A 23,651-nucleotide genomic window follows, 5' to 3' on the forward strand; every position below is an offset into this window, starting at 1 on the left:
ATTCCATGGCTATGAATTAATAGTTGATGTCCGTTATCAAAGCGCCGCTAAACAAGCGGCGCTTATGTTTTTAATCTGTGAAACACATGATCCATAATGGTTTTTTGAATGTTTCAGTACATTAAATTGTGCAATATTTCCACAAAGTAACGCTTGTATTTTTAAGGTGCTCTTGATGTTAATCAAATGTGTACCCAATATTTTCACTTTGGTTTTTTGGCTCAAAAAGCAGGATCGAGTGCAAAATTTGCACAATTGAGAATTCCTCAGAGGCAAGTTAATCGTATAGTGAGGGAACACTTGATGTATATGCAATCGGTATACTGCTTCTAACCAACAGTTGTAATGTTTCTTTTAAGGATGATTATGGAAACATCAGTTGATAGCACAAACAACAGTAACGTTGTATTCGATTACACATCGTTCCTTTCTGCGTCTTGCCATCACAGATGGACGTTTCTGGATGCGCTGAAAGCACTGCTTCCTGCTTTTGAAGTTTCATGGACGTCTTCATTACCGGCAGGGTTATCTGAATCTGAAAAACTACAGATGCAGGCACTGAAAGTACTTTCGACCAATGTGAGTGATTCCAGTAACCTGATTCGTTTGCTTCGCCTTGCACGGGCCGAGAGTATTCCCGAGTTGGTCATCACCTTGCCGTACTCATTGGATGATGAACAACTTGAGCAGATTGAAGAGAAAGCAGAATGCAGGATTACGCTTGCGGAAGAGAGCGGTGAAATCCTAAGAGTTCATATGATTGAACCGCATTGATCGTGAACGATAAAGAAAAAGCCAGCATTGCTGGCTTTTTTGTGTTTATTTAGTGGCTCTTAGAGCATTCCTTTCCATAGCATTCCAGCTGCCAAAAATGCTGCTGCAGTCAGCATACTGGCTGCGGCTTTTTCACTGCCGATAAACGCCTGAGTGTTTTGCTCGCGCTTAGCCTGAACATAGAAGTAGAGGCCTGGAAGGTAGAGCAGGGCAGACAGCAGCAGGTAATTCAATCCTGATGCATACAACAGCCACAGGCCGTATAAGCTTGCGCCTGTACCTACCATCAGCAATGAGCCGCGGTTTTTAGTGTCAATAGCAAGCTTCAGCGTATATGCGCCAACCAGGAAGTAAGGCACCAGGATCATTTCAGATGCGATTGCCAGTAGTGTGTCATACGTACTGCCTGCAAACACAACGAATACCAGAGAAATCTGCACACAGATGTTAGTCAGTGTTAGTGCTTTCACCGGGCTGCCAGCTTCATTTTGCTTCGAAAAACTTTCCGGGAACATCTTATCTTTAGCTGCAAGATAAGGGGCTTCGGATGCCAGTACAGTCCAGCTCAGGAATGCACCGCAAACAGAGATAAGCAGGCCACCACCGATGATCACTGAACCCCATGGGCCAAGAATTTCAGTCAATACTCTTGCCATTGACGGATTCTGGAATGTTGCCAACTTTTCTGTGCTTACAACACCCATTGAAAGCAGAGTTACCAGGATATAAATAGTCAGAGCAGTCAGCAGGCCAAGAATGGTTGCACGACCGATATCCTTGCGGCTCTTTGCTCGTCCTGAAACAACGACCGCTCCCTCGATACCGATAAACACCCACACTGTGATCAGCATGGTGCTTTTAACCTGAGAGAGTAGATCATGGCCGTCACCGAAGTGTAAACCGGTGAAGTCGAATACAAAGGTATCCCAGCGGAAAGCGATAAGAGAGCAGAGGATAAAGAGGACGAGGGGAATGAGTTTAGCGATGGTGGTGATCATATTGATTACTGCGGCCGTTTGAACACCTCTTCGTACCAGCGAGTGTACCATCCAGAGGAGAACAGATGCACCGGCAATGGCATACCAGGTATTACCGGCACCGAAAATGATCATATCGGGCTGGTCGACAAACATTCCTAATGTACTGAACACAATAACAAGGTAGGAAACATTGGCCAGCATTGCGCTTAGCCAGTAGCCCCAAGCGGAGCAGAATCCAACAAAGTCACCGAAGCCTGCCTGTGCGTAACCGAAAACGCCACTTTCGATTTCAGGTTTTAGTCGGGATAGATGCTGAAAGGCGAGAGCAAGAAAAATCATCCCGATGCCCGTGATGGTCCAACCGATCATGACGGCCGCTGGGCTGGCGACCGAGGCCATATTTTGGGGAAGGCTGAAGACACCAGCACCTATCATTGAACCGATAACTAGTGCAGTCAACGAGCCTAATCCCAGTTTCTTTTCCATGTTCATTTTCCGGTTTTTGTATCTAGTGATGCTTTGTTCTGAGGTATTTTATGGTAGTTGCAATCAAAATTGCATAGAAAATGTGAGGTATTATGAAGAAAAGGTGGTTAAATAAACTGTTCTGTGGTTGCGATCAAAAAAGCCACCAAAATTCTTTTTGATGGCAATGATTTAGTGAAATTTGCTACTCAGTTAACAGATATCAGTGAAAAGTAATTTTCCGCTTTGCTTCATGATTTATCACGAAAGCGTACGAAGCCCCGTATTCTGCGGCCTGGCGGATGTTATCGTTGGTAAAATGCTCAATATCACCGCAAGCAATTACGGCACTGCAATTGCCAGATTCCAGCGCCATCTCCATTAAACGTGGATCAGAAATCTGCTTCTTATTATTCAGTACAAGCACTTTATTGATATCAATCCCGGCACTTCCTAGCAGTTTCTTATCAACCAGAGCTTCTTCACCAATAAACATAATCCAGCGGTTCTGTTCACTGGCCTGTTTAAGAATACGTAAGAAATAAGCCAGCTGTGCCTGATGTTCATCAGAGAAGCAAACCTCAATCGGACATTTAACAGGCTGAAGGACAGACGGCGAGGCAGTATCAGTAGCAAAAGTAGATTTGTATGCCTGAGAAACAGAGACAGATTGTAGGTTGTCAAATAGTACTGCCATAGCTCGCCATCCTTAATAGTGGTTATATATACATACTGTATGCCTATACAGTAGTAATGGTAAGGTCAGTTTGCAAGCTTTTTTTTTGTCAGTTCCAGTCTCATTTGGGATTTTGTCCGGCTAAATGGGATTCTGTTTTTTGGTTTATCTTTTTGTTTATAAAGTGATTTTTTGAGTTGTGGATACTTGGGGCGAAATGAGTTGTCCAACTTTGCGCTTCATACAACCAGAAAATGAGAGCCTTGAAGTTTGAACTAGTTCACGCAGCAAGCTGAGTGGCAGGCTTTGTTTCTATGGGCGCAATGGAGCTACATTGGTCAGGTGTTGAGAATGGCGGGTGCCGAATGGGACAACAACTGTATCTAGCGGAGGGTAATTGGTGGGGCTGGAACGGTTAGCCCCATAGTTTCTTATGAATTATTGAAGTATCAGCTGAACTAAGCGCCATTTGGCCTATTTGTTTTGGTGTCTATGAAGTCGATAGCTATTTAGTTTCACTCATCGGCTTGTATTTAACTCATAGCTTTAATCACTCAACAGTTTCGAAGTAAAACTTGTATTCACGTACACCATCTATCTGGACACCTTTTTCTCTTAGCTCGAGGTACTGCTGGATCTTAACCGTTCTGAAATCCATGGCTTTCAGCGCAAGGATTATCCGTAGTTCATCCATCGAACGTGACTTAGCAACAGAACTGCAAGTACCGCAGACAACATGAGTCTTTGCCTTAAAACCAGTCTTATCAAGCCAGTTAAGCTCTTTCGGTTCTTTTTGCTTACCACAAAAGTAACAGCGGTTGTCTTGTTTCAATGCTGCCTGTTCTCTTAAAGCTTTAGGGCTAAGTGGTTTGTTTGGTGGGGTAGTGTTGACCTTCTTATTACCACTGAACATAGAAAATTGAACTACATTAGACATTTGGATAACTCTTACTAATCAAGGTGTATTCGTTTAGTTGACAGCGTAAAACTGAACATTATTGTCATGTTCTTTCGTATCCTATTGCTTGTGTACTCAATTAGTCAAATTACTACTGTACTCATTGCACAGATTAATTGACTTAGCCAATGTGATCGGCTAGAGCAATATTAGACACTGATCTATGCGAGTTTTGCCTTACTTTAGATAATGGTTGTGGGGAGGGTATTTTTGATTATGGTAATTCGCTTGATAAACACTTTTTAGTCCAACATATCCATCAGTGGTACATAAAATGCGTGTCTGACTTTTACCAGTGTTAACTAAGTCATTAAATGGCTTTTTCAAAATTGACATGCGAAATGAGAATCAGGATGCGATTATGGAGCAATTTATTAAGCTTTATCGTGATACTGCAAAAGGTAAATGTACGACCCCCGATAGCTACAAAGGCTTACCCATACATGCTCATCAAGGGTTACATCAACGCTCGCTTGAAATAGTCAATAACAATCGAATACTAAATAATGCAGAAGTACTTGATATTGCTGCAGGTTCTGGTGCTATGTCACTGCGCCTAATTGACAACGGGGCAAAAGTTACTTCAATAGATTTAGTTGAAGAAAATTTCAGAGTGAATCACCCTTCATGTGACTTCAACAAACTGGACCTAAACACTAACTTCTCTACCAGCATAAACAAAAAGTTTGATGTGATTATTGCGTTGGAAATAATAGAACATATCAATAACTCTCGTCAGTTTATCAAAAGTTGTCGAGAGTTATTAAAACCTGGAGGTTTATTAATAATATCAACACCTAACATCAGCTCTGACTATGCAATAGCAGAACTGATATGTAAAGGTACATACCCTTATTTTGATAATGATCATTATTACAATGGTGGGCATGTAAATCCCATCTCTTCCTGGTTGGTTGAGTTATTACTAAAAGATCATCAACTTGAATTGATACAATTTGAAAGCTTTGGTAAAGCACAATTGCGGTTTTGGGAATGGCCTAAGTTGTATCTTACGCATAAGTTCGTGTCTGTTCTGAGAACGGAGCAAACTAGACCAAATGGCATAATAAACCTATTTGTTATCACAAAAAGTACTTAGTCCCAACTTCAACAGTGAAGTGCGACACTCGCCAATATCAGGCAGCCATTGCCATTTTCTCAATTACTATGGCAGGGGCTTGAAGTTTAAACACTTTATTGCTCAATGTGCTCTGCTCCATTAATGCAGGGCACCGAGTTAAGTGACTTTGCCATACTTGAGTTAATCCATTAGTTAGTCATATTCGATTGTCCGAGCCTCATTTAGGCCACTTCAGATTAGCTTGGGAGTGTTGAGCGTTATAGTATTAGCTTAGTGAACAGCGTTACCTCGCTCTGCGCTCCGCACAAAATCATCCACGGCAATCCAGTTTTCAATGTCTACTGAGATGGTATTTTTTTAGAAAACGCGCATAATCTTGCTATACAACACTCAAAGAAGAAATTATCTATGACTGATTTTCAATATTACTTTCACCAACTACCTTGTTTTAACTGTAAAAAAACCACAGTAAGTACTGATCTTGGTTGGTTGACGGCTGCAATGAAAGATGATGTCCTAGCGCAAGTGGGTGCGATTATCGCGCAAGGCAACGTCGAGCCAGATCTTTCGGTGAATGTGACTTGTACTAAAGATGAAGCGCGTGATTACTTATTGCTGAATTTCTACGGCTACTCTGAAGAAGAACTAGCGAATCAAGTTGAAGCGGAAGATGAGCAAGAAGTAGCGGATGAAATAGCAGAGCTACTGGCAGAAGGTAACGATACAGCAGTCTTTGAACACGAAATTGCACTACAAAGTTGTACTGATTGCGACATTGATTAAGAGTCAAACCAAGCGTGATTATTAAACTTAAACATGTTCATCATAGATAACATGATGTTCTATTTATTTAAGGCGTTAGCAGAGTAGCGTTTGCTAACGCCTTTTTCGTTTCTGCGGTTTTTAGTTAAGCACAATTCAAGAGGGTAGGTATTGCTTTTTGCCTATCGCAACCGCCAATACTTGAGATAATCCATGAAATGCTAATTTGGTAAAATCAGTGACTCACCTATGTCCGATAGTGATTTAACTACCTACCAAGCTCATGCATTCTCTACCTAAGAATTGTAGCGGCAAACTACAATGTCTTGTTGTTTAAGACTGAATAATCAATCCCAACTCTATCGCTGTATTGAACGTGATTTTTTTGATTACCAAGTTATGAAGTGCTGCTTCCGATATTAGTAATATCTGAGCTCCTGCATCGGGAGCATCAACGTGTACTGACAATTTCTTGTCTGATTGATACTTCGACCATAGCTTGCTATCGACCAAATAAATGTAGGTATCTGAAGGTAGTTCAGGGTAGAGGCCAACCATCAAATTTAGCCACCAACTGGCTCGACGTAGCCCTTTTTGACCTTCTAGGCTTTGTGGTCGCTCTATAGACTGTGCTCTTATCGCTTGTTGAGTAGCAATAGCAATATCTAACGAGCCAGGATAACTTTCAGAAAAAGGGTTATTAAATTGCCCATCATAAGAACAAGCCCAGCTAAGTGGGCTTGTTGATGTGATAAGAGCAGTAGACAGCAACAACGTGCTTTTCTTCATACTGCACTCCTCGTTTATGGGGTAACGATATTAAACCAGAATTTAAACGTATCAAGCATACCGACAAAGTCTTTAAAGACATCTTTATCGCCATCAAGCTCAATATCGCCATTGGCGATGGCTTGCTCTAATGTAACGTTTCCCAGTTGAACATCATCCAATGCTAATTTTGTTAACGTCAGTGTTACATCCGGTTTATCTGCTTGCTTCTTTGTATGGTTTAATACGGAGTTTTCAATATAAAGCGTATATTTCTCATCCAGATCGGTGAAGTTTAGATTAATTGCAAAGCTTTTACCTGCGGCTTTATCTGGCAGTATGCGCACTGCAAGGTAGTCGAATAACATCTCTGGTGGCATATTCTTTATAATATCGGGAGAGGCGGTGTTTGTTCCTCCTGCCGATGGGGTGCCATTTCTAAGCTCATAAGCACCTTGTAAATATACAGAGCGCCATGGGCCCGATTCAGCTTGATATCCCAACTGCTCGTATGTATCAGCCAGTAACTTTTTACCTTGTTCACTTTGCGGATTGGCAAACACAACATGTTTTAATACTTCTGCTACCCAGCGATATTTTCCCGCTTCATAATCCGCTTTTGCTTTCTTGATGATCTCTTGTTCTCCCCCCATATACGCTACATAGTTAACTGCAGCATCTGTAGGTGGTAGGTTGTTAAGATCTGATGGATTACCGCTGTACCATCCCATATAACGTTGATATACCGCACGGCTATTATGGCGTAATGTTCCATAGTAACCACGTGTGCTCCAATTGTTTTCTATCTCATCCGGGAACTGAATGATTTCTGAAATTTCGGAACCAATGAAGCCTTGGTTCATCAAACGAACAGTTTGATCGTGAGTGTATTTATACATGTCACGCTGTTTCTTAAAGTAGTCGACAATCTTTGATTGCCCCCACATGGGCCAGTGATGGCTTTGAAATTTCACTTCAACTTCATCCCCCCACATTTCTATAGTTTCCTGCAAATAGCTCGACCACTTAAGCGCATCACGTACCTGAGCTCCGCGTAAAGTCAGAATGTTGTGCATCGTGTTGGTAGAATTCTCTGCCATCCATAGTGCTTTTTTGTCAGGGAAGTAAGTATTGATTTCAGTAGGAGCCTCTGTGCCTGGTGTATACTGAAACACCATTTTCACGCCATCAATTGTGCGTTCTTCACCTGTTTTCTTGATGATATCTGTCGGTTTGATAAGGGTTGCCAGACCTGTGGATGTTGTTTGTCCTAAACCGCCATTGACTCCCCCTTGTACATTTCGAGGCAATAAAGCACCGTACATATAAACTGCGCGGCGACCCATCGCATTACCTGCAATTACATTTTCTGATACGGCATGCTCAGTAAAACCATAGGACGCGATAATATCGACTTTACCGGCCAATACATCTTTCTCATCGACAATCCCACGAACACCACCAAAATGGTCGATGTGGCTGTGGCTGTATATAACGGCAACGACGGGCCTTTCTCCTAACTCACTGTTTATAAAAGCTAGAGCGGCCTTAGCAGTTTCTTGAGATATCAAAGGGTCGAATACAATCCAACCAGTATCGCCTTTTACAAATGTGATATTTGATAGGTCATAACCACGAATTTGATAGATGCCATCTGTCACCTCAAATAGCCCGTTAATCATGTTTAACTGAGCGTTTCGCCATAAACTTGGATTCACACTGTCTGGCGCAGGTGTCTCTAATGTGATGTATTTCTTGTAAGCTTCTAGATCCCAAACAATATCGCCATTGGCATTTTTTATGGTGACAACGTCTTGCTTGGCGATGAAACCACGCTGTGCATCTTTAAAATCTTGTTTGTCGTTAAAAGGTAAAGTTTGCTTAACTTTATTGTTCGCAGTAATCGTTGTTTCGGTTGCTGGTTTAGGTTCGCCAGCAATTAGTCCTGATGAGACAAATAATGTTATTGCTATCGCCGCTATTGGCTTCATGACTCACTCCCTATGAACTGTCCTAACAATCACTGTTAGTCTAGGACCTTCCTTTAATAACAACTTCGCACTGTTGATAAAATATTGGTATGCAAGGGCTGCGGTGGGATGAGCATTCGAAAAATGTTCAGTGATACCTTTTGGGTATTGTGTTCGGGAATAGCATGGCGTGACATTCCAGAGCGCTTCTGCATAGTTTGAGCCGGTAGCTATATGCCTAAGAATTAAAGCCCCAATATTGCTGCATTTGTAATTTTTTTCGACACAATCAGCGGAGGCGTAGACGGCTATTTTCCCAATTGTTTAATTACACATATTCTTGGGCGTAAAAATAATAAATGCGTAAAAGTCATTTGAAACATGACAAACATTCATTTTACTCATAATGATAAATCTATAAGATTCGCAGGATTAGGATATGAGGGAGATGCGCTCTTTCATGTCAAGATCAATCTGTAGGAATGGAGCGAATTAATGGACCAGCTAGTCGGTGAAATGTTATTTCAGTCTGGTGGAAAGCTAAAGAATCGTATTGTTATGGCACCAATGACGATTCAGTCTGCTTTTTTTGATGGCAGTGTTACTCAGGAAATGATCGAGTATTATGCAATGCGCTCTGGTGACGCCGGCGCCGTTATTGTGGAAAGCGCATTTGTTGAAAATTACGGTAGAGCGTTTCCTGGCGCTTTAGGTATTGATAGCGATGACAAAATTCCGGGTTTAAAAAAACTAGCCGAAGCGATTAAAGCGAAAGGCTCAAAAGCTATCCTACAGATTTATCATGCAGGTCGTATGGCTAACCCTGAATATAATGGGGGACATCAGCCTATTTCTGCCAGTCCTGTTGCCGCGCTTCGGGATAATGCAGAAACACCACTGGAAATGACCAAAGAACAGATCGAATTAATGATTGAGAAATTTGGTGATGCAGTGAACAGAGCCATCTTAGCCAATTTTGATGGTGTCGAAATCCATGGCGCAAATACCTACCTCATTCAGCAATTTTTCTCTCCTCATTCAAATCGTAGAAACGACATGTGGGGCGGGAATATTGAAAAACGAACCACGTTCCCTTTAGCGATTCTGGAAAAGACAAAGCAGATCGTAAAATCGCATAAGAAAGAGGGATTCATTGTCGGCTATCGTTTTTCACCAGAGGAAATTGAAGAGCCAGGTATTCGCTTCTCCGATTCAATGTACCTCCTGGATAAATTAGCCGCTCATGGCCTGGATTATTTCCACTTTTCTATGGGCAGCTGGGCTAGAAATTCCATTGTAGAGCCTGACGATAAAGAGTTGCTAATTACTAAATACCGTAAATTGCAGTCAGAAAATGTCGCTAAAGTGCTGGTGATTGGCGTTGGTAATATCGCTCAACGAGAAGATGCAGAAAAAGCACTCGCACAGGGCTACGATATGGTTAGCGTTGGTAAAGGTTATTTGGTTGAACCAGAATGGGCAACGAAGGCTCTCAACTCAGAACAGTGTGCGCAATTTGCTGATATTGCACAGCAGGAAGAGCTTAAAATCCCGACCCCTTTATGGCAAATCATGGATTACATGATCGTTGATAGCAAAGCTGAAGCCCTGAAGCATCAACGTATCAAAGAATTACAAAACGTCAAAATCCATTTTAATCCTGGCGAGTATACCGCGTATGGTCGTGGGCATAACGGTGATTTACCGATTACAGTTTCGTTTTCAGAAGACGAAATCCTGAATATTTCTGTTGATTCTTCAAAAGAGTCTGATGGAATCGCGAACCCTGCATTTGAACGTATTCCTCAGCAGATCATCAACGGGCAAACGCTGAATATTGATGTTATTTCTGGCGCAACGGTCAGCAGCCAGGCGGTACTGGATGGTGTTGCCAATGCTGTTGATCTGGCCGGAGGAAATTCAGAAGCACTGCGTTGTAAGGCACAAGCAGCGGTTGAGTGGTCTTCAGAAGTAGTTGAAGAGACGGTTGATATCGTTGTTGTCGGTGGTGGAGGTGCAGGTTTGAGTGCTACGCTGTCTGCGCTCGATAAAGGCAAGTCTGTTATTTTGCTGGAGAAGTATCCTGCGATTGGTGGCAATACTGTCCGTACAGGCGGGTGGGTGAATGCTGCTGAACCAGAATGGCAGAGTGAATTCCCGCCGCTACCGGGTGAGAAAGAAAACCTGATTGCGCTTGCTAAAACTCCGGAATCAGAATTCACAGCCGAATACCTTATAGATTTTAAGAGACTGAAACAGCAGATTGCTGAATATCTCAAAGCGACAGAAAGTGGAAAGCATTACCTTTTCGATTCTGTGGAGTTGCACCGTATTCAGAGCTATCTCGGCGGTAAAAGAACGGATCTGAACGGTCAGACCATTTATGGGGATTATGATTTGGTCAAGACACTAACCGATCGTTCGATGGAATCCATACACTGGCTGAGTGAAGCGGGTATTGATTTTGACCGCAGTGTCGTTGAAATTCCTGTTGGTGCACTCTGGCGTCGAGCTCATAAACCTAAGCGTCCTAAAGGCGTTGAGTTTATCGATAAACTACAAAAACGGGTTTTAGAAAAATCCGGACGTATCATGGTTGATACGCGGGCGACCGATCTGATCGTCAAGAATAATAAAGTCGTAGGTATTGAAGCTCAGCAGGCTGATGGCAAAAAGTTAATCTTCAATGTTAATCATGGTGTGGTACTTGCCTCTGGTGGTTTCGGTGCTAATACGAAGATGATTAAAAAGTACAATACGTACTGGAATGACATTGCCGATGATATTAAAACCACTAACTCACCGGCGTTAGTGGGGGATGGTATTGAAATTGGTGAAAAGGTTAACGCTGAGCTGGTTGGTATGGGATTCACTCAGCTAATGCCTGTTGGTGACCCCAAATCTGGTGCCTTGCTGACCGGACTGATTGTACCGCCTGAGAACTTCGTTTTTGTTAATAAACAGGGCAAACGCTTTATTGACGAATGTGAAAGTCGTGATGTTTTGTCTAACGCATTTCTCGATAACGGCGGTTTAATCTATATGATTGCCGATCAGCGGATACGTCAGACAGCGGCGAATACTTCTGATGAAACTATCGAAAGAGAAATCGAAGAAGGAATTATCTTTCAGGCCGATACACTTGAAGCTTTGGCTGAAAAAATTGGTGTTCCGGCAGCCGGGTTGCAAGAGACAATTAAAAAATACAATGAGTATGTGGACCAGGGAAGCGATCCGGAATTCCATAAAAGCGCTTTCGGCCTGAAAGTAGAGCAGGCACCTTTCTATGCAACCCCACGCAAGCCATCCGTTCATCATACGATGGGGGGATTAAAAATCGATACCAGTGCCCGAGTTATCGATAAACAAGGTGACATCATTCCTGGCTTATACGCCGCAGGGGAAGTTGCTGGTGGGATACATGCCGGGAACCGCCTGGGAGGTAATGCCCTGATTGATATCTTCACTTATGGACGAATTGCCGGAGAGAGTGCCGCTGATTTGATTTAATATCAATAAAACCAAAAGGGAAGCATAGATACATTCTGCTTCCCTTTTTACTATTTATAACGTTTACATTAAGTGTAATTAAGATGGTTAAGTTTCAGTCAAGATTTCAGATGATGGGTACCTTTATTGATTTACTTATTTACCATCGTGATGGTGAAAAGCTAATTAAAGATACCTATCATCAGCTTAATAAATATTCCGAGCGTTTTACTGTAAATCAGCCAGGATCTGAGCTGATGACGGTCAACAAGAATGCGGGTGTTGCTCCTGTGTCAGTTGAGCATGATCTTTTTCAATTAATAAAAATGGCTAAAAGGATTAGTGAAGATAGAGTGAATCCGTTCAATATCGCTATTGGTCCACTGGTGAAAACCTGGCGCATCGGTTTCAAAGATGCAAGGGTCCCCGCTCAGGAAGATATTTCGAAAAAGTTATCCTTGGTTGAACCTGAAAACATCATATTAGATGATCAAAAGCAGTCGGTTTACTTGAGTCAGCCAGGAATGGAAATTGATTTAGGGGCTATTGCTAAAGGTTACTTTGCCGATGAAATCAAGAAAAGGTTGATTAACAACGGAGTTGAAAGTGGTTTTATCAATTTAGGTGGCAATGTGCTGACCATCGGCCATTCACCGGATAACCCTCATCAGGCATGGACAGTTGGTATCCAGAATCCTTTAGCAGACCGTGGCACTATCATACGCGCTATATCACTAAAAGGTGCGTCCATCGTTACGTCCGGGATTAATGAACGTTTTTTCCATACCAATGGGCAGCTATATCACCATCTTCTTGATTCCCAAACAGGCATGCCGATTTCAACGGATATAGCCAGCATTACTATTGTTTCACCACACTCTGTTGATGGTGAAATATGGAGTACAGCAGGTTTTCTATCAACAGTGACAGACAGTATTTGTTATTTAAATAAGCAGGATAATATTGAAGCTGTCGTTATTTCGAAAAGCGGCAGTATTCATTTAACCGATGGCCTGGCTGATGATGGTAGCTATATTTATCCTGTCAATTAGAGCCATCTGTCCTTTGTTGATACCATAATGTAATTATCATCACTGAGTTTGGCGAATAAAATGATTATGGAATATACAACATCCAGATTGACGGTATCTGAAATATCGGATGATATTGCTCAGCTTGAGCTAACAGAGCTTTTTGACCGTGTAGCAGAATTACTTACACCATCAGTAGTGAAGAACCTTCCTCCTTATTTTCATGGTGTTACGTCACAGTCTGATGCTCAGCGATGGTTTGAGCGAATGGTATCTGAGAGTCGGTTATTCGTGGTAAAACACAATGGTCTGGACACAATAATTGGTTTCTTATTTGCTTATGTTGAACACGACCTCGATGCGCATATTGGTTACCTCCTCGGCGAGTCTTATTGGGGGAAAGGGTATGCGAGTGAACTACTAAGTGGCTTTATTAATAAGACGAGCAAAGAGACAAAGTGGGTTAAGTTAGTTGGCGGTGTCGATAAAAGTAATAAAGCTTCTTCGTGTTTGTTGTTGAAACTCGGTTTTGTTGAGCAGTCTGATGATGGACTGGTGGTGTTTTACGAATATCCTTTAACTGAAAATGCCCCAATTCGTGAAGGAGTCAAAAAAAGCTGACTGGCAGAAACTACCAGTCAGTTATTGTTTGCCGAATTTACACTAAGTTTAGCTACGAGAACTCTGCCTGCATTACTAGTTATTTATCGAAATATCGTAGCGAGGTATTTGGAAATACTAATACTTATGCTTGGTCAGAAACAATTTCTACTGGCCCATGATCATCACAATGATCACCATGTTGGTGGTGCAAGCGACCATCAACAATATAGTCAATATGATCCCCATGTTTGACGGCTTCATGACCACATCCAGGTCCATGTATATGCTCTTCACAAGAATAAGCGGAATTACATTCATTGGGATTGCTTTCACTGACATCGATGACGTGCTCGTCACAGTGATCTCCGTGCGGGTGGTGCAATACGCCATCGACTATGTAGTCAACATGACCACCATGACGTATTGCGGTGTGCCCGCAATCAGGTCCGTGCACATGTTCGGGATGAGAATGAGTTTTAGAACATGACATCCGTGTTTCTCCTTTGGATAGGTAACTAAAATCACATAGAATTTTAGTTAATAATTCCGAGAAAACATCAACTTTAGCGTGAAGTGTTATATGTGCATCAACATTAATATTGGCGCGTAAGTTGGGGGAGAATTATAGCTGTAAATTGAGTCCTTACTTATCCCTTGTAGTCAACAATTTGCATTGTACGAGCAGGTGATAGCTTATTAACTTTTCACTATTGTTTATGAACTGCGTCCTTTTTTAATGTTTCGCCTTCTTTTTTCAGAAAATCAATCAAGGTGCGTGTTTTTAGCGGCATTAAAGCTTTGTTTTGATAGACGGCATATAAAGGAATCGTAACATCGTGAATGTTTGGGAGGATTCTGACTAGTTCACCACTTGCCAGTTCTTTTTTAACCGCAAAGTCTGGCAAAACACCAAATCCTACATGTTTGATCAGGAAGTCTTTCAAGGTGTTAGTGGTGCGCACCTGCACTTTGGGTTTCATGTTTAGTTTAACGACTTCGCCTTGTGACGATTTTAAGAGCAGTTGCTTATCACCGTGGACAATATGGTGACTAATCCAGTCGAGTTTTAGCAAGTCTTGTGCTGACTTTAGTTCATGAAAACGCCTTATGTAATCCGGTGATGCACAAAGAATATCGTTAAATTCACCAATTCTTGTGGCATACAGGCTGGAATCCTCAAGTGCTGAAGAAGCGCGGATTGCAATATCACAGCGAGATTCGATTAAGTCGCTATAACTATCACTCTCCAACAAATCAAGCTGAACCTGTGGGTATTGGTTGAGAAACTTACTGAAGATATTGGTGTAAGTTGCATTACCGATCGGCGTTGAAATTCGTATCAGACCACTAGGCTCACTACTGAATTTCTGCGCTTCAGTGTTGGCTTGGGTTGCCAGCTCTTGAATCATTTGACACTTTTCGTAGTAACCTAATCCAGTGTCAGTCAGCGACAGAGATCGTGTTGTCCGGTGGAGCAGGCGAGTGTTTAATTCTTTTTCCAGCTTGGTAACTATTTGAGAAACGCGCGCTTTACCAATTCCTAACTGATCGGCTGCTTTGGTAAAAGATTGAGTTTCGACAACCCGGGTAAACACCATCATGTCATCTAATGAAATCATTTCTTATACATAGTTTAGTAAAAATTAACTATTAGTTTATTTGAATAATAATTATCAATCAAATTCGAAACGATATAGTTATCGCCAGACAGAAAAGACATGTATGGAGTTAGAAAATGATTGTTGTAACAGGTGCTAATGGTCAACTTGGTCGTCTGGTTATCAAACACTTAATCAGTAAAGTCGATGCTTCAGAAATTGTGGCGGCGGTACGTACGCCTGAAAAGGCAAGTGACTTAGCTGCCCTGGGAGTACAAGTTCGTGAAGCCGACTATTCAAAGCCGGAAACTCTAAAAAAGGCATTCGAAGGTGCAGAAAAAGTTCTGTTGATCTCATCAAGTGAGGTAGGCCAAAGAACACAGCAACATATAAATGTGATTGATGCAGCGAAAAACGAAGGTGTGTCTCTTATTGCCTACACTAGCTTACTGCATGTAGATATTTCACCTCTAGGATTAGCTACAGAGCACATTGAAACAGAAAAGTATTTGAAGGAAAACAAAGTACCATTTGTGTTACTTCGTAATGGTTGGTACACGGAAAACTACCTGGCAAGTGTTGCGCCTTCCATCGAGCATGGAGCCTTTATTGGTAGTGCGGGTGAAGGTCAAATTAGCTCTGCATCTCGAAATGATTATGCAGAAGCGGCTGCTGTGGTTTTGACATCGGAAGAGCCTCAAGCTGGCAAAGTTTATGAGCTTGCTGGTGATGAGTCATACACACTTGCTAATCTAGCTGCTGTAATTAGCCGTGAAACAGGCAAGCAAATTCCTTATGTGAATCTGCCTCAAAATGAATTTAAAGAGGCGCTTATAGGAGCTGGGCTATCAGAGCCATTTGCGGCATTACTTGCAAATTCTGATGCTGGTGCTTCGCTAGGGGGGTTATTTGACGATAGTAGAGAATTAAACGGTTTAATTGGTCGTCCTACTACAGATCTAAGTGAAATGATTAAAGCGATTATCGCGTAATATACCAAGTCATAATTGTATTGTTTTAAATAAAGAGCTTCTTTCATAAGGGGCTCTTTTTTTATGTGCTCGTTTTCAAATAGAACCCCGATTTTGCTTATACATTGTGATCCAGTCGGAGTCGCTTTCTTCGTTACTCTTGTACAGTTTTATTATCACTATGTTCCTCTATATTTTGTTGCCTTGAGGAAAGACAGAGATAGTGAAGAGTTTAATTATAGGTTCTTAAGGGAAGTTTTGCGGTATTCCTGAGTGTTTGGCAGTAATTGTTGAAACGAGAAGGGAATAGGATATGAAAAGGATTTTGCTTGGCGGTTTGTTATTTCTATTACAGGGTTGTGTAAGTTATCAGGAAGAAAGTGATTTTGTTACCAGTCAGGTTTGTGAAGGCAGTTCAGATTTACCTTCGGTACTAGCAGGGCAGTTTGAGCCTGTGCAGGATGAACAGTTGCTCAATGAGGCTTTAGGTGAGCCGGAGAAGGGTAAGTTATGTCAGGGTAAGGTTTATGTCAGTAAGTCTGATTCAGAAGTCAAAATCTATCGTGCATGGAATAGCACTAATCCCAATAGCCGGTATGGAAAATGGTGGGCATTCAATAAGCCAGATGGCAGTGTTGCACAATACCGAGAAGATTACGAAATCTGTTATCAGTGGTCGCCGTTGGACAAAATGGTTAGTTGTACCTTAAAGCCGGAAACCAAAATTGTAGTTGGAAACGGACAGAGTGCTAAATGTTCTGAGTATCTGACATATCCTGTTTCGGCAAAACAACAGGTTTATATTATTAATGCATCTGATGCTGTGCTTAATTGTACAGAGTATGACGGTGTCCTGAGCTGGAAATCATCTCTTTAATAGAACGTTTTATAGATTAGGCGGTGCAACTTGTAATGGGGTGCACCGCTTTGTTGTATTTAATCACAGATGCTTTTTGGGGTGCGTAGGGAACCATAAGTATGATAAATGATATAAATTGAGCTAGAAGTCATAGTTATCATAGGCTTGTTTGTTGTATTGTATTGTATTGTATTGTTTGTCTGTCTTCGTTAAATCGCACTGATTTAGTTTGAATTGAAGTTTTTGTAAGTCATTTAATGAAGAGAGAAATCGATGTATAAAAAATCGAATATGTACCTGAAAGGCAGTGTTCTGGTTGTTAATAAGGAAGAATACAGGCTTTCAAGAATGCTTAACATCCGAGCCAAAGAACTAAGGCTGAAAGATCAACTGATTCGGATATTGTCTATTTCACTGGCTTTGTCAGTGTTTGGTTGGATTATTCTGCCAATAACAGGGCCGATTTTGATGCTGGTTGGAGCTCTCATTGCTGTTTTTACCATGAAGAAATACGAGCTTTGCGTCGAAATCAGAGCTACAGATGAAAGTGGTGATCAGTGGATTCCTATAGCAAGGGGAAGAAAGCCGGAAGAGTTTTTGTTATTTAAAAATACTGCAGAGCTTGTGGCGGGGTACCTTAAGTAATATCGCACTCTATGAGGAAAGGACAGGCACAGTTATTTGGTAATCTTACCTCAGTGTCTGTCCTTTAACATGAAGCTGTTTTTTTAATTAATACAGCTTTGTTGAATTAATATCGTGCTTTATTTGTTTTCACTACGGCTTAAGCGACGAATGATTTCTTCGTGCTGAGGGTAGTCAGCCAATAGCGTTTCCTGATTAAACAATTCGAAGTCTTCAAAAGTAAAGCCCGGTGATACCATACAGCCGACCAGAGAGTATCCCGGTTTGTTCATTGCAGAACCGAAAATACAGCCTTTAGGTACAAGAACTTGAGGGCGTTCGCCGTTAGCAATATCAAGGCCGAGCTGCGCTGTTGTCAATTCGCCGTCTTCAGAGATCATATAAATAGTCAGCGATTCACCTGCATGGAAGTACCACATTTCATCAGCAGTTAAACGGTGGAAATGCGACACTTCACCTGTTTTCAGTAGAAAATAGATGCTGGTCCACAGTGAGCGCTTTTCGTCGAAATCACTTTCAGACTTAAAAGAGGAGCGGTAGTAGCCGCCTTCAACATGCTGTTCTAGTTCCAGCAGTTCAATGAATTCTTCGGCTGTTTTCATAAGTCAGTACCTGTTGTTTTCAGATTATACGTTTGGTCAGAGTAAAATGTCTGTCTGCGAGATAGAGAATTGAAATCGCATTGTGAAAGAGTCATCAAACAGAAAAGCTCACAGAATCATGGAAATGGATTATATCAGTAGTGGTGATGTTTGGTTAGATCTGGTTGATATTATAGGGAATTATCGTCAGAAAACTGTTGCCTAAAAAATATGCAGCAACAAATGTTTTTGCTGATTTATATCTGTTTGACTGCACGTTAAATTGAATTGATGTCAAAGTTTCTATTCAATTTGTTGGTATTTTACTGAGCGATTATAGATAGTCCACGGGGCAAAACTGTACGCTTGTTTTTCGTTAAATATAAACAACAACTTTTGGTTGAATTAAGAGAAATACTTATGGATGAACTACGTTCGCCGGCATATTGGGTCGGGCACTTTTTTACTATTGCCGCAACTATTATTGGTGTTTATTACGCAGCTGTGGTGGGCTTTGACGCTGCACTGAAACTTGATCTTGTTAAAGCAGACAGAAGCACCTATTTTGTCGCTGAGTCAATGTATAAAGAGCTGGATTTTAATGTTCACAATATAGACAAATACATTGAGCGCGTGAAGAATGAACGTTATGTCTACAATGAACATCTTGCCAGCATAAAGCTTAATGATTATGTATTTCAGGCATCGAAAAACTCAGAATCAATGTTTGAGATTGAACCAAAGCTGCTTACAGAAGTTTCGATTTATTACTTCACGGTTGGTAATGCTATTGAACATTACTATGAGTCGGGCAAGCAATCCCCGAGTAGCTTAATGAAAGTTGTGCAACGTGAAACCCAAAAGCTGAAAGAGCAAAAGACCTTAGAACGCCTTGCCGCTTATAACAAAGGGCTTGCTGATAGTGTAGAAGCTCGTGGTATAAGCCTGGATCAACCGGGTATTGCTATCTGATCTTGTAAATTTATTTAGAAGTGTAAATGAATACTCATTAAAAAGGCCGCAATTGCGGCCTTTTTCTTATTTATGTCAGCCTTTGAGGCTTCTATTCTATTGTGATCTCACCACTGCGAACCATGTGGCAAAAACGAGAATAGTCGTGGCTGTATACACAAAAAGCCGCAGGAGTTGATGCATCTGTCATGAACTCATCGAAGGCTTTACGTGTCTGGTTTGGTAGCTCTACCGGGTCTACGACTTTGAACGGAACGTCCGGAATCGAAAACTCTTTTAGTTCAGGCAGTAACGCGTCTAGTTCAGTTGCCATATAACCATCACCTTCCACTGTTGGGTTAATGATACTTAGATCATTATAGTCAACGAAAAATACGCCCTGATCAGACTGTTTGTATAGTTGTAGCTTTGTATTATTTTGACCAGAGTAAAAACTATCCGTTTTGTAAGTCTCATTGCGTTTTTAACGACTAACACGATTTTCTGGTGGTATTACTGCCAGTTACCATGCGCCTTCAACAAGGTCGCATGGTATGTCCTGAATATACGGAGTTTGATTAAAGCAAATTAGGCCTTTGACCAGCTACGGATTTTTTTGATTTCTTCCGCATCAATACGCAGGGACTCAAGGAACTCCTGGTGGGCTTCCGGTTCCATTTGTTCGAACCGTTTGTGCCAGTTCTTCATATCTTGCTCATTCAGGCCTGCTGCTCTCATAATCTCGACCCAGCGTTCTTTAGTAACCATGTTTTGCTCCAATAAAGAGGGTTGTTCAAGTAGCATGACAATGGCTTTTTGTTGCTGTCGTAACCGTTGAATTTCTCGTTCAAGGGCATTGAACTGGTCACGCAGAATTTGCTCTTGTGTCATGTCATCATTATGGTCAAGAAGAGGTGCTATTTGTGTTATTGGCACACCAAAAGAGCGGTAGGCAATGATAGCCTCAAGCCTTTTGAGTTCATTATCACCGTACCAACGATAACCGTTTTCAGAACGGCAAGTAGGCGAAAGCAGTCCTGCACGCTCGTAGTAAAGGACAGTGGTACGTGATAATTGATATTTTTTAGCCAATTGACTGATTGTTAGCATAGCTCGTTCTCTTCGTTAACCTGAGAAGGATTCTGAACCCAGCACCTGTAGACGGGTCAACAATACGTCAGGGGGAATTTTTGTGCCACTTAAACAGTTCCTGTGCGGCCTGTTTATTAGTTACTGGGTGATAAGGCGTCTCTGCCCAATACCTCTCGTTTGATCACATGATGTGATTTTAAATCCAGATAATATGGCCCGTTATTCTTACGTTCATCGGGCAATAAAAAGCTAAGGACTTTCAGTGGATATAACGAACGCAGTAGGAAGTGTAATCTCGACAACTATTGGAGAACTTGAGATCATCAAATTTCTCGGAAAAGGTAAATCAGGTTATTAAGAGGATGCTATGAAAATTACCGCTCTTGTTGAAAATACCCGGCTTAAAAGCCGTCCTGATCTTGCTGTTGAGAAAGGCTTGTCTTTTCATGTGAGCACAATGGACAGGCAAATACTGTTTGATGCCGGTAATGATCACAAGTTCTGTGATAATGCAGCTCGACTGGATGTCAGCATTCCTGATGTCGATGCGGCGGTTGTCTCGCACTGGCATCACGATCATGGTGGCGGCATGGGCTACTTCCTGAAGCAGAACAGCAAAGCCAAAGTTTATATGCGTCAGGCTGACAATGTCGGTTATGCGTTTAAGTTTTTAGGCCTGAAGTTTGATGTTGGTATTAATTTCGAGATGTTTGATGGGGCAGAGAAGCGTGTCGAGCTCGTTTCAAAACTGACTGAGATTTATCCCAACATCTTTATCGTTACAGATTTGGCGAGCAAGCATCCGCAGCCGCAGGGTAATCAATACCTGTATACAAAAGGTGCTGCCGGCTACCAGCTAGATTCTTTTGATCATGAACTGATGATGATAGTGAAAGAAGATGATGGCTTGGTGATTTTTACCGGTTGTGCACATAACGGCGTGCTAAATATGATTGATACCGCGGCAGAATTGTTTCCTGATACACATATAAAAGCGGTTGTCGGTGGCTTTCATCTTGTGGGTTTGCCAATGTTTAACACAATAGGCGGAACTAAAGAAGACATAGAAGAGCTTGGCAAACGGCTAATGTGTTACTCGGTTGATAAGTTTTATACATGTCATTGTACTGGTCTTAAGGCTTATGAAATTCTTAAGGGTGTTCTTGGTTCTCAGCTTGAATATTTGCCAACCGGAAAAACAATTGAGATCTAAAGTTATTGAGTCGGGTCTGAGTAATATCACTTATAAGTTAAATTACTGATATGATGCGTCGTGTGAAAGCTACTAAAACGCAAGTTGAGCTTCTCTTTGTCGTAAAAGCCGTTCAAGAAGTAGGTAATTAACATTGAAAATTTTAGTCACAGGGACAGCTGGGCGAGTAGGGCGCGCAATCTATATTAACCTGATGAAAAAATACCAGGTTGTCGGTATTGATAAAACGCCATGTTCGACTGCGGATTATGTTGGTGATATTCGTGATACAGAGCTACTGGACAAAGCATTGGAAGACGTTGAGGTTGTTGTTCATACCGCAGCGTTGCATGCTCCTCATGTAGGCTTGTTTTCTGATGATGAGTTTGAGCAAATCAATGTTACAGCTACCGAGCATCTGGCTTTACAGGGGCTTAAAAAAGGTGTGAAACATTTTGTTCTGACTAGCACCACAGCGCTTTATGGCTATGCTTCTACGCCTGAAGGAGTTGCCGGTTGGGTCAATGAAACAGTTACCCCGCAGCCGAAAACGATCTACCACAGGTCGAAAATACAGGCAGAAAAGACATTAGAGCGCATCTCTCATTTATTCAATCTGCCTGTGACCGTACTACAAATGTCACGCTGTTTTCCTGAGCCGGCTGATATGATGGCAGTATATCGCTTAACGCGTGGCGTAGATGCCCGAGATGTTGCCAGTGCTCATGCCTGTGCAATTGAAAAACGTCCGTCAGGATTTAAGCGTTACATCATTTCAGGACGAACACCCTTCAATAAATCTTGTTGTGAGCAGCTTTATCAGAATGCAGAAGAAGCGATACAGCAATTTGCTCCTGAACTGGCTGAAGAGTTCGCAAATAGGGGATGGCGATTACCACGGTCACTTGATCGCGTTTACGATTCTGCCCTGGCGCAGAATGAATTGGGTTGGCAACCTAAATATGGCTATGAAGGCGTATTGAACTATCTGGATAATGACATTGCCGAAGTTTTGCCAGTTATGAGCCATAACAAATAATTTGTGCACCTGTCGGGAAATTGAGTTGTATTGAATAATGGAACTTGTTGAATACTCAAGGGCTTTAGTCCCTTTTATAGCGCTTTTAACATTTTTATTTATTGATCGTAAGCGAAAAGAGTTTGATGAACAGTACTCAGGTATGAAGTGTTTATCGCTGACCTACTTTGGCCGGGTCATTGTGTGGTTTTCAGTTTTGGTGAGTTCAATTTTACTCTCCCAACTGATAATTACGCCGCCGGAAGCCACTTACTCCGCTTTTCTTTTTCTTCTGTTGATCGCTGCTATTCTCACTATTGCTGTAGAACATCTAACTTATAGAGTGTACTTCAATGATCATCGACTGGTTATTATAAGTGCACTGAGAAAACCTAATTGCTGTGAGTTTTATGATGTTTTATCAGTAAAAGAAAAGGTCTATGGTGGCGATAATGGCAAAGTTTACGTGATCATCCTTGAAAATAAGAAGATACGAATTCCAACCTCCATGCTTGGCGGAGATTATTTTCATGAATTTGATCCTCTGTTACGGAGAAAGTTTACAGGTAAAGCGCTATAGAAACAGGAATCACATAAAGAATGACAACACCAACGCTATACATTTTCTCTGGCCTGCCTGCCACGGGGAAGTCGACATTAGGCCAAGCCCTGGCACAACAACTGGGTGCTGTTTACCTGAGGATTGATACAGTAGAGCAGGCATTAAGGGACTTATGTGATTTTAAAGTTGAAGGGGAAGGATACAGGTTAAGTTATCGTTTAGCCGCTGATAACCTGAACCTTGGTAATTGTGTCATTGCGGACTCTTGTAATCCGATAACACTCACTCGTGATGAGTGGCGTGACGTTGCGAAGTCTTCTAATGCCAGATATGTCGATATAGAGATTTATTGTTCGGACTCAGAAGAGCATAAAAACCGTGCCGAGCAGCGCAATACAACCGTGACAAATTTAACGTTGCCAACCTGGAAGCAGATTCAGAACAGAGAATATCACCCGTGGAATGATGATATCGTTCGAATTAATACCGCTGGAAAAACACCAGAAGAGTCGCTCAGAGAATTGCTCTTAGTCTTAAAAAGATGATATTTACTTTAATTGCTGTTTTGATTGGGCTGCTTTAAGCCCAGTTTTTTATCTTTCCGTTATCCTCTCTCCATGTAGCC

At 41.7% G+C, this 23,651-nt stretch carries 24 protein-coding genes; 14 read left to right on the forward strand and 10 right to left on the reverse strand.

The features are described from left to right. Nucleotides 1-366: 366 nt before the first annotated feature. Nucleotides 367-774, forward strand: coding sequence for a hypothetical protein (locus C942_RS00905; protein ID WP_007461407.1), 408 nt, complete (start codon nucleotides 367-369; stop codon nucleotides 772-774). A 59-nt stretch (nucleotides 775-833) separates the two neighbouring features. Here C942_RS00905 and C942_RS00910 read toward each other — a convergent pair whose 3' ends face one another. The 3 genes from C942_RS00910 to C942_RS00920 all read right to left on the reverse strand — a co-directional run bounded on the left by C942_RS00910 (nucleotide 834) and on the right by C942_RS00920 (nucleotide 3,832). After that, the gene (locus tag C942_RS00910) at nucleotides 834-2,240 is read right to left on the reverse strand and encodes a basic amino acid/polyamine antiporter (protein ID WP_007461408.1); all 1,407 of its coding nucleotides are present in this window, start codon (nucleotides 2,238-2,240) and stop codon (nucleotides 834-836) included. A gap of 202 nt (nucleotides 2,241-2,442) precedes the next feature. Beyond that, complete coding sequence (locus tag C942_RS00915; RefSeq protein ID WP_007461410.1) at nucleotides 2,443-2,916, reverse strand: cell division inhibitor SulA; 474 nt, start codon at nucleotides 2,914-2,916, stop codon at nucleotides 2,443-2,445. A gap of 529 nt (nucleotides 2,917-3,445) precedes the next feature. Further along, on the reverse strand, nucleotides 3,446-3,832 hold the full coding sequence (locus C942_RS00920; RefSeq protein WP_007461412.1) for a hypothetical protein: 387 nt from the start codon (nucleotides 3,830-3,832) through the stop codon (nucleotides 3,446-3,448). Between the two features lie 382 nt (nucleotides 3,833-4,214). Here C942_RS00920 and C942_RS24255 point away from each other — a divergent pair, with 382 nt between their 5' ends. Together C942_RS24255 and C942_RS00930 are read left to right on the forward strand one after the other, a co-directional pair. Beyond that, nucleotides 4,215-4,952 (forward strand): class I SAM-dependent methyltransferase, encoded by a 738-nt coding sequence (locus tag C942_RS24255; protein WP_007461414.1) that lies wholly within the window; start codon nucleotides 4,215-4,217, stop codon nucleotides 4,950-4,952. 390 nt (nucleotides 4,953-5,342) lie between these two features. After that, a complete protein-coding gene (locus C942_RS00930) occupies nucleotides 5,343-5,717 on the forward strand; it encodes a hypothetical protein (RefSeq protein ID WP_007461416.1) in 375 nt (124 codons plus the stop codon). Between the two features lie 312 nt (nucleotides 5,718-6,029). Here C942_RS00930 and C942_RS00935 read toward each other — a convergent pair whose 3' ends face one another. Both C942_RS00935 and C942_RS00940 read right to left on the reverse strand, forming a co-directional pair. Continuing rightward, entirely contained in the window at nucleotides 6,030-6,485 is a 456-nt protein-coding gene (locus C942_RS00935) for a hypothetical protein (RefSeq protein WP_007461418.1), read from the reverse strand. 14 nt (nucleotides 6,486-6,499) lie between these two features. Beyond that, nucleotides 6,500-8,455: an alkyl/aryl-sulfatase gene (locus C942_RS00940; protein WP_007461421.1), complete on the reverse strand. Its 1,956-nt coding sequence runs from the start codon at nucleotides 8,453-8,455 to the stop codon at nucleotides 6,500-6,502. A gap of 474 nt (nucleotides 8,456-8,929) precedes the next feature. Between C942_RS00940 and C942_RS00945 the strand changes: the two genes are divergently transcribed. The 3 genes from C942_RS00945 to C942_RS00955 all read left to right on the forward strand — a co-directional run bounded on the left by C942_RS00945 (nucleotide 8,930) and on the right by C942_RS00955 (nucleotide 13,575). After that, a complete protein-coding gene (locus C942_RS00945) occupies nucleotides 8,930-11,944 on the forward strand; it encodes a flavocytochrome c (protein ID WP_007461423.1) in 3,015 nt (1,004 codons plus the stop codon). A gap of 77 nt (nucleotides 11,945-12,021) precedes the next feature. Further along, the gene (locus tag C942_RS00950; protein WP_157372531.1) at nucleotides 12,022-12,975 is read left to right on the forward strand and encodes an FAD:protein FMN transferase; all 954 of its coding nucleotides are present in this window, start codon (nucleotides 12,022-12,024) and stop codon (nucleotides 12,973-12,975) included. A 60-nt stretch (nucleotides 12,976-13,035) separates the two neighbouring features. Then, the gene (locus C942_RS00955) at nucleotides 13,036-13,575 is read left to right on the forward strand and encodes a GNAT family N-acetyltransferase (protein ID WP_007461427.1); all 540 of its coding nucleotides are present in this window, start codon (nucleotides 13,036-13,038) and stop codon (nucleotides 13,573-13,575) included. 124 nt (nucleotides 13,576-13,699) lie between these two features. Here C942_RS00955 and C942_RS24510 read toward each other — a convergent pair whose 3' ends face one another. Continuing rightward, nucleotides 13,700-14,047, reverse strand: coding sequence for a hypothetical protein (locus tag C942_RS24510; RefSeq protein WP_083882284.1), 348 nt, complete (start codon nucleotides 14,045-14,047; stop codon nucleotides 13,700-13,702). Nucleotides 14,048-14,264: 217 nt separating this feature from the next. After that, the gene (locus tag C942_RS00965; RefSeq protein WP_007461431.1) at nucleotides 14,265-15,176 is read right to left on the reverse strand and encodes a LysR family transcriptional regulator; all 912 of its coding nucleotides are present in this window, start codon (nucleotides 15,174-15,176) and stop codon (nucleotides 14,265-14,267) included. Between the two features lie 116 nt (nucleotides 15,177-15,292). On the opposite strand from C942_RS00965, the gene C942_RS00970 reads away from it, so the two are divergent. From C942_RS00970 to C942_RS00980, 3 genes are all read left to right on the forward strand, one after another. After that, nucleotides 15,293-16,147 (forward strand): SDR family oxidoreductase, encoded by an 855-nt coding sequence (locus C942_RS00970; protein WP_007461434.1) that lies wholly within the window; start codon nucleotides 15,293-15,295, stop codon nucleotides 16,145-16,147. Between the two features lie 292 nt (nucleotides 16,148-16,439). Then, nucleotides 16,440-17,003, forward strand: a complete 564-nt coding sequence (locus tag C942_RS00975; RefSeq protein ID WP_007461436.1) for a hypothetical protein — start codon at nucleotides 16,440-16,442, stop codon at nucleotides 17,001-17,003. A gap of 273 nt (nucleotides 17,004-17,276) precedes the next feature. Then, complete coding sequence (locus tag C942_RS00980) at nucleotides 17,277-17,630, forward strand: hypothetical protein (protein WP_157372523.1); 354 nt, start codon at nucleotides 17,277-17,279, stop codon at nucleotides 17,628-17,630. Nucleotides 17,631-17,749: 119 nt separating this feature from the next. Here the strand turns inward: C942_RS00980 and C942_RS00985 are convergent, their stop codons facing one another. After that, nucleotides 17,750-18,232, reverse strand: a complete 483-nt coding sequence (locus C942_RS00985; protein ID WP_007461440.1) for a cupin domain-containing protein — start codon at nucleotides 18,230-18,232, stop codon at nucleotides 17,750-17,752. 345 nt (nucleotides 18,233-18,577) lie between these two features. On the opposite strand from C942_RS00985, the gene C942_RS00990 reads away from it, so the two are divergent. Then, nucleotides 18,578-19,183 carry a hypothetical protein gene (locus C942_RS00990; RefSeq protein WP_157372524.1) on the forward strand — a complete coding sequence of 202 codons (606 nt, stop codon included), beginning with the start codon at nucleotides 18,578-18,580 and terminating at the stop codon, nucleotides 19,181-19,183. 91 nt (nucleotides 19,184-19,274) lie between these two features. Here C942_RS00990 and C942_RS00995 read toward each other — a convergent pair whose 3' ends face one another. Together C942_RS00995 and C942_RS01000 are read right to left on the reverse strand one after the other, a co-directional pair. Beyond that, a complete protein-coding gene (locus tag C942_RS00995; protein ID WP_007461447.1) occupies nucleotides 19,275-19,496 on the reverse strand; it encodes a hypothetical protein in 222 nt (73 codons plus the stop codon). A gap of 254 nt (nucleotides 19,497-19,750) precedes the next feature. Continuing rightward, nucleotides 19,751-20,272: a MerR family transcriptional regulator gene (locus C942_RS01000; RefSeq protein ID WP_007461449.1), complete on the reverse strand. Its 522-nt coding sequence runs from the start codon at nucleotides 20,270-20,272 to the stop codon at nucleotides 19,751-19,753. Between the two features lie 349 nt (nucleotides 20,273-20,621). Here C942_RS01000 and C942_RS01005 point away from each other — a divergent pair, with 349 nt between their 5' ends. The 4 genes from C942_RS01005 (at nucleotide 20,622) to C942_RS01020 (ending at nucleotide 23,571) form a co-directional block, all read left to right on the forward strand. After that, the gene (locus C942_RS01005; RefSeq protein WP_007461451.1) at nucleotides 20,622-21,467 is read left to right on the forward strand and encodes an MBL fold metallo-hydrolase; all 846 of its coding nucleotides are present in this window, start codon (nucleotides 20,622-20,624) and stop codon (nucleotides 21,465-21,467) included. Nucleotides 21,468-21,600: 133 nt separating this feature from the next. Then, a complete protein-coding gene (locus C942_RS01010; protein ID WP_007461453.1) occupies nucleotides 21,601-22,485 on the forward strand; it encodes an NAD-dependent epimerase/dehydratase family protein in 885 nt (294 codons plus the stop codon). Between the two features lie 37 nt (nucleotides 22,486-22,522). After that, nucleotides 22,523-23,044 carry a hypothetical protein gene (locus tag C942_RS01015; RefSeq protein WP_036798195.1) on the forward strand — a complete coding sequence of 174 codons (522 nt, stop codon included), beginning with the start codon at nucleotides 22,523-22,525 and terminating at the stop codon, nucleotides 23,042-23,044. Between the two features lie 20 nt (nucleotides 23,045-23,064). Continuing rightward, nucleotides 23,065-23,571, forward strand: a complete 507-nt coding sequence (locus tag C942_RS01020; protein ID WP_007461456.1) for an AAA family ATPase — start codon at nucleotides 23,065-23,067, stop codon at nucleotides 23,569-23,571. The last annotated feature ends 80 nt before the right edge of the window (nucleotides 23,572-23,651 follow it).

Source organism: Photobacterium marinum (assembly GCF_000331515.1).
Lineage (GTDB): Bacteria > Pseudomonadota > Gammaproteobacteria > Enterobacterales > Vibrionaceae > Photobacterium > Photobacterium marinum.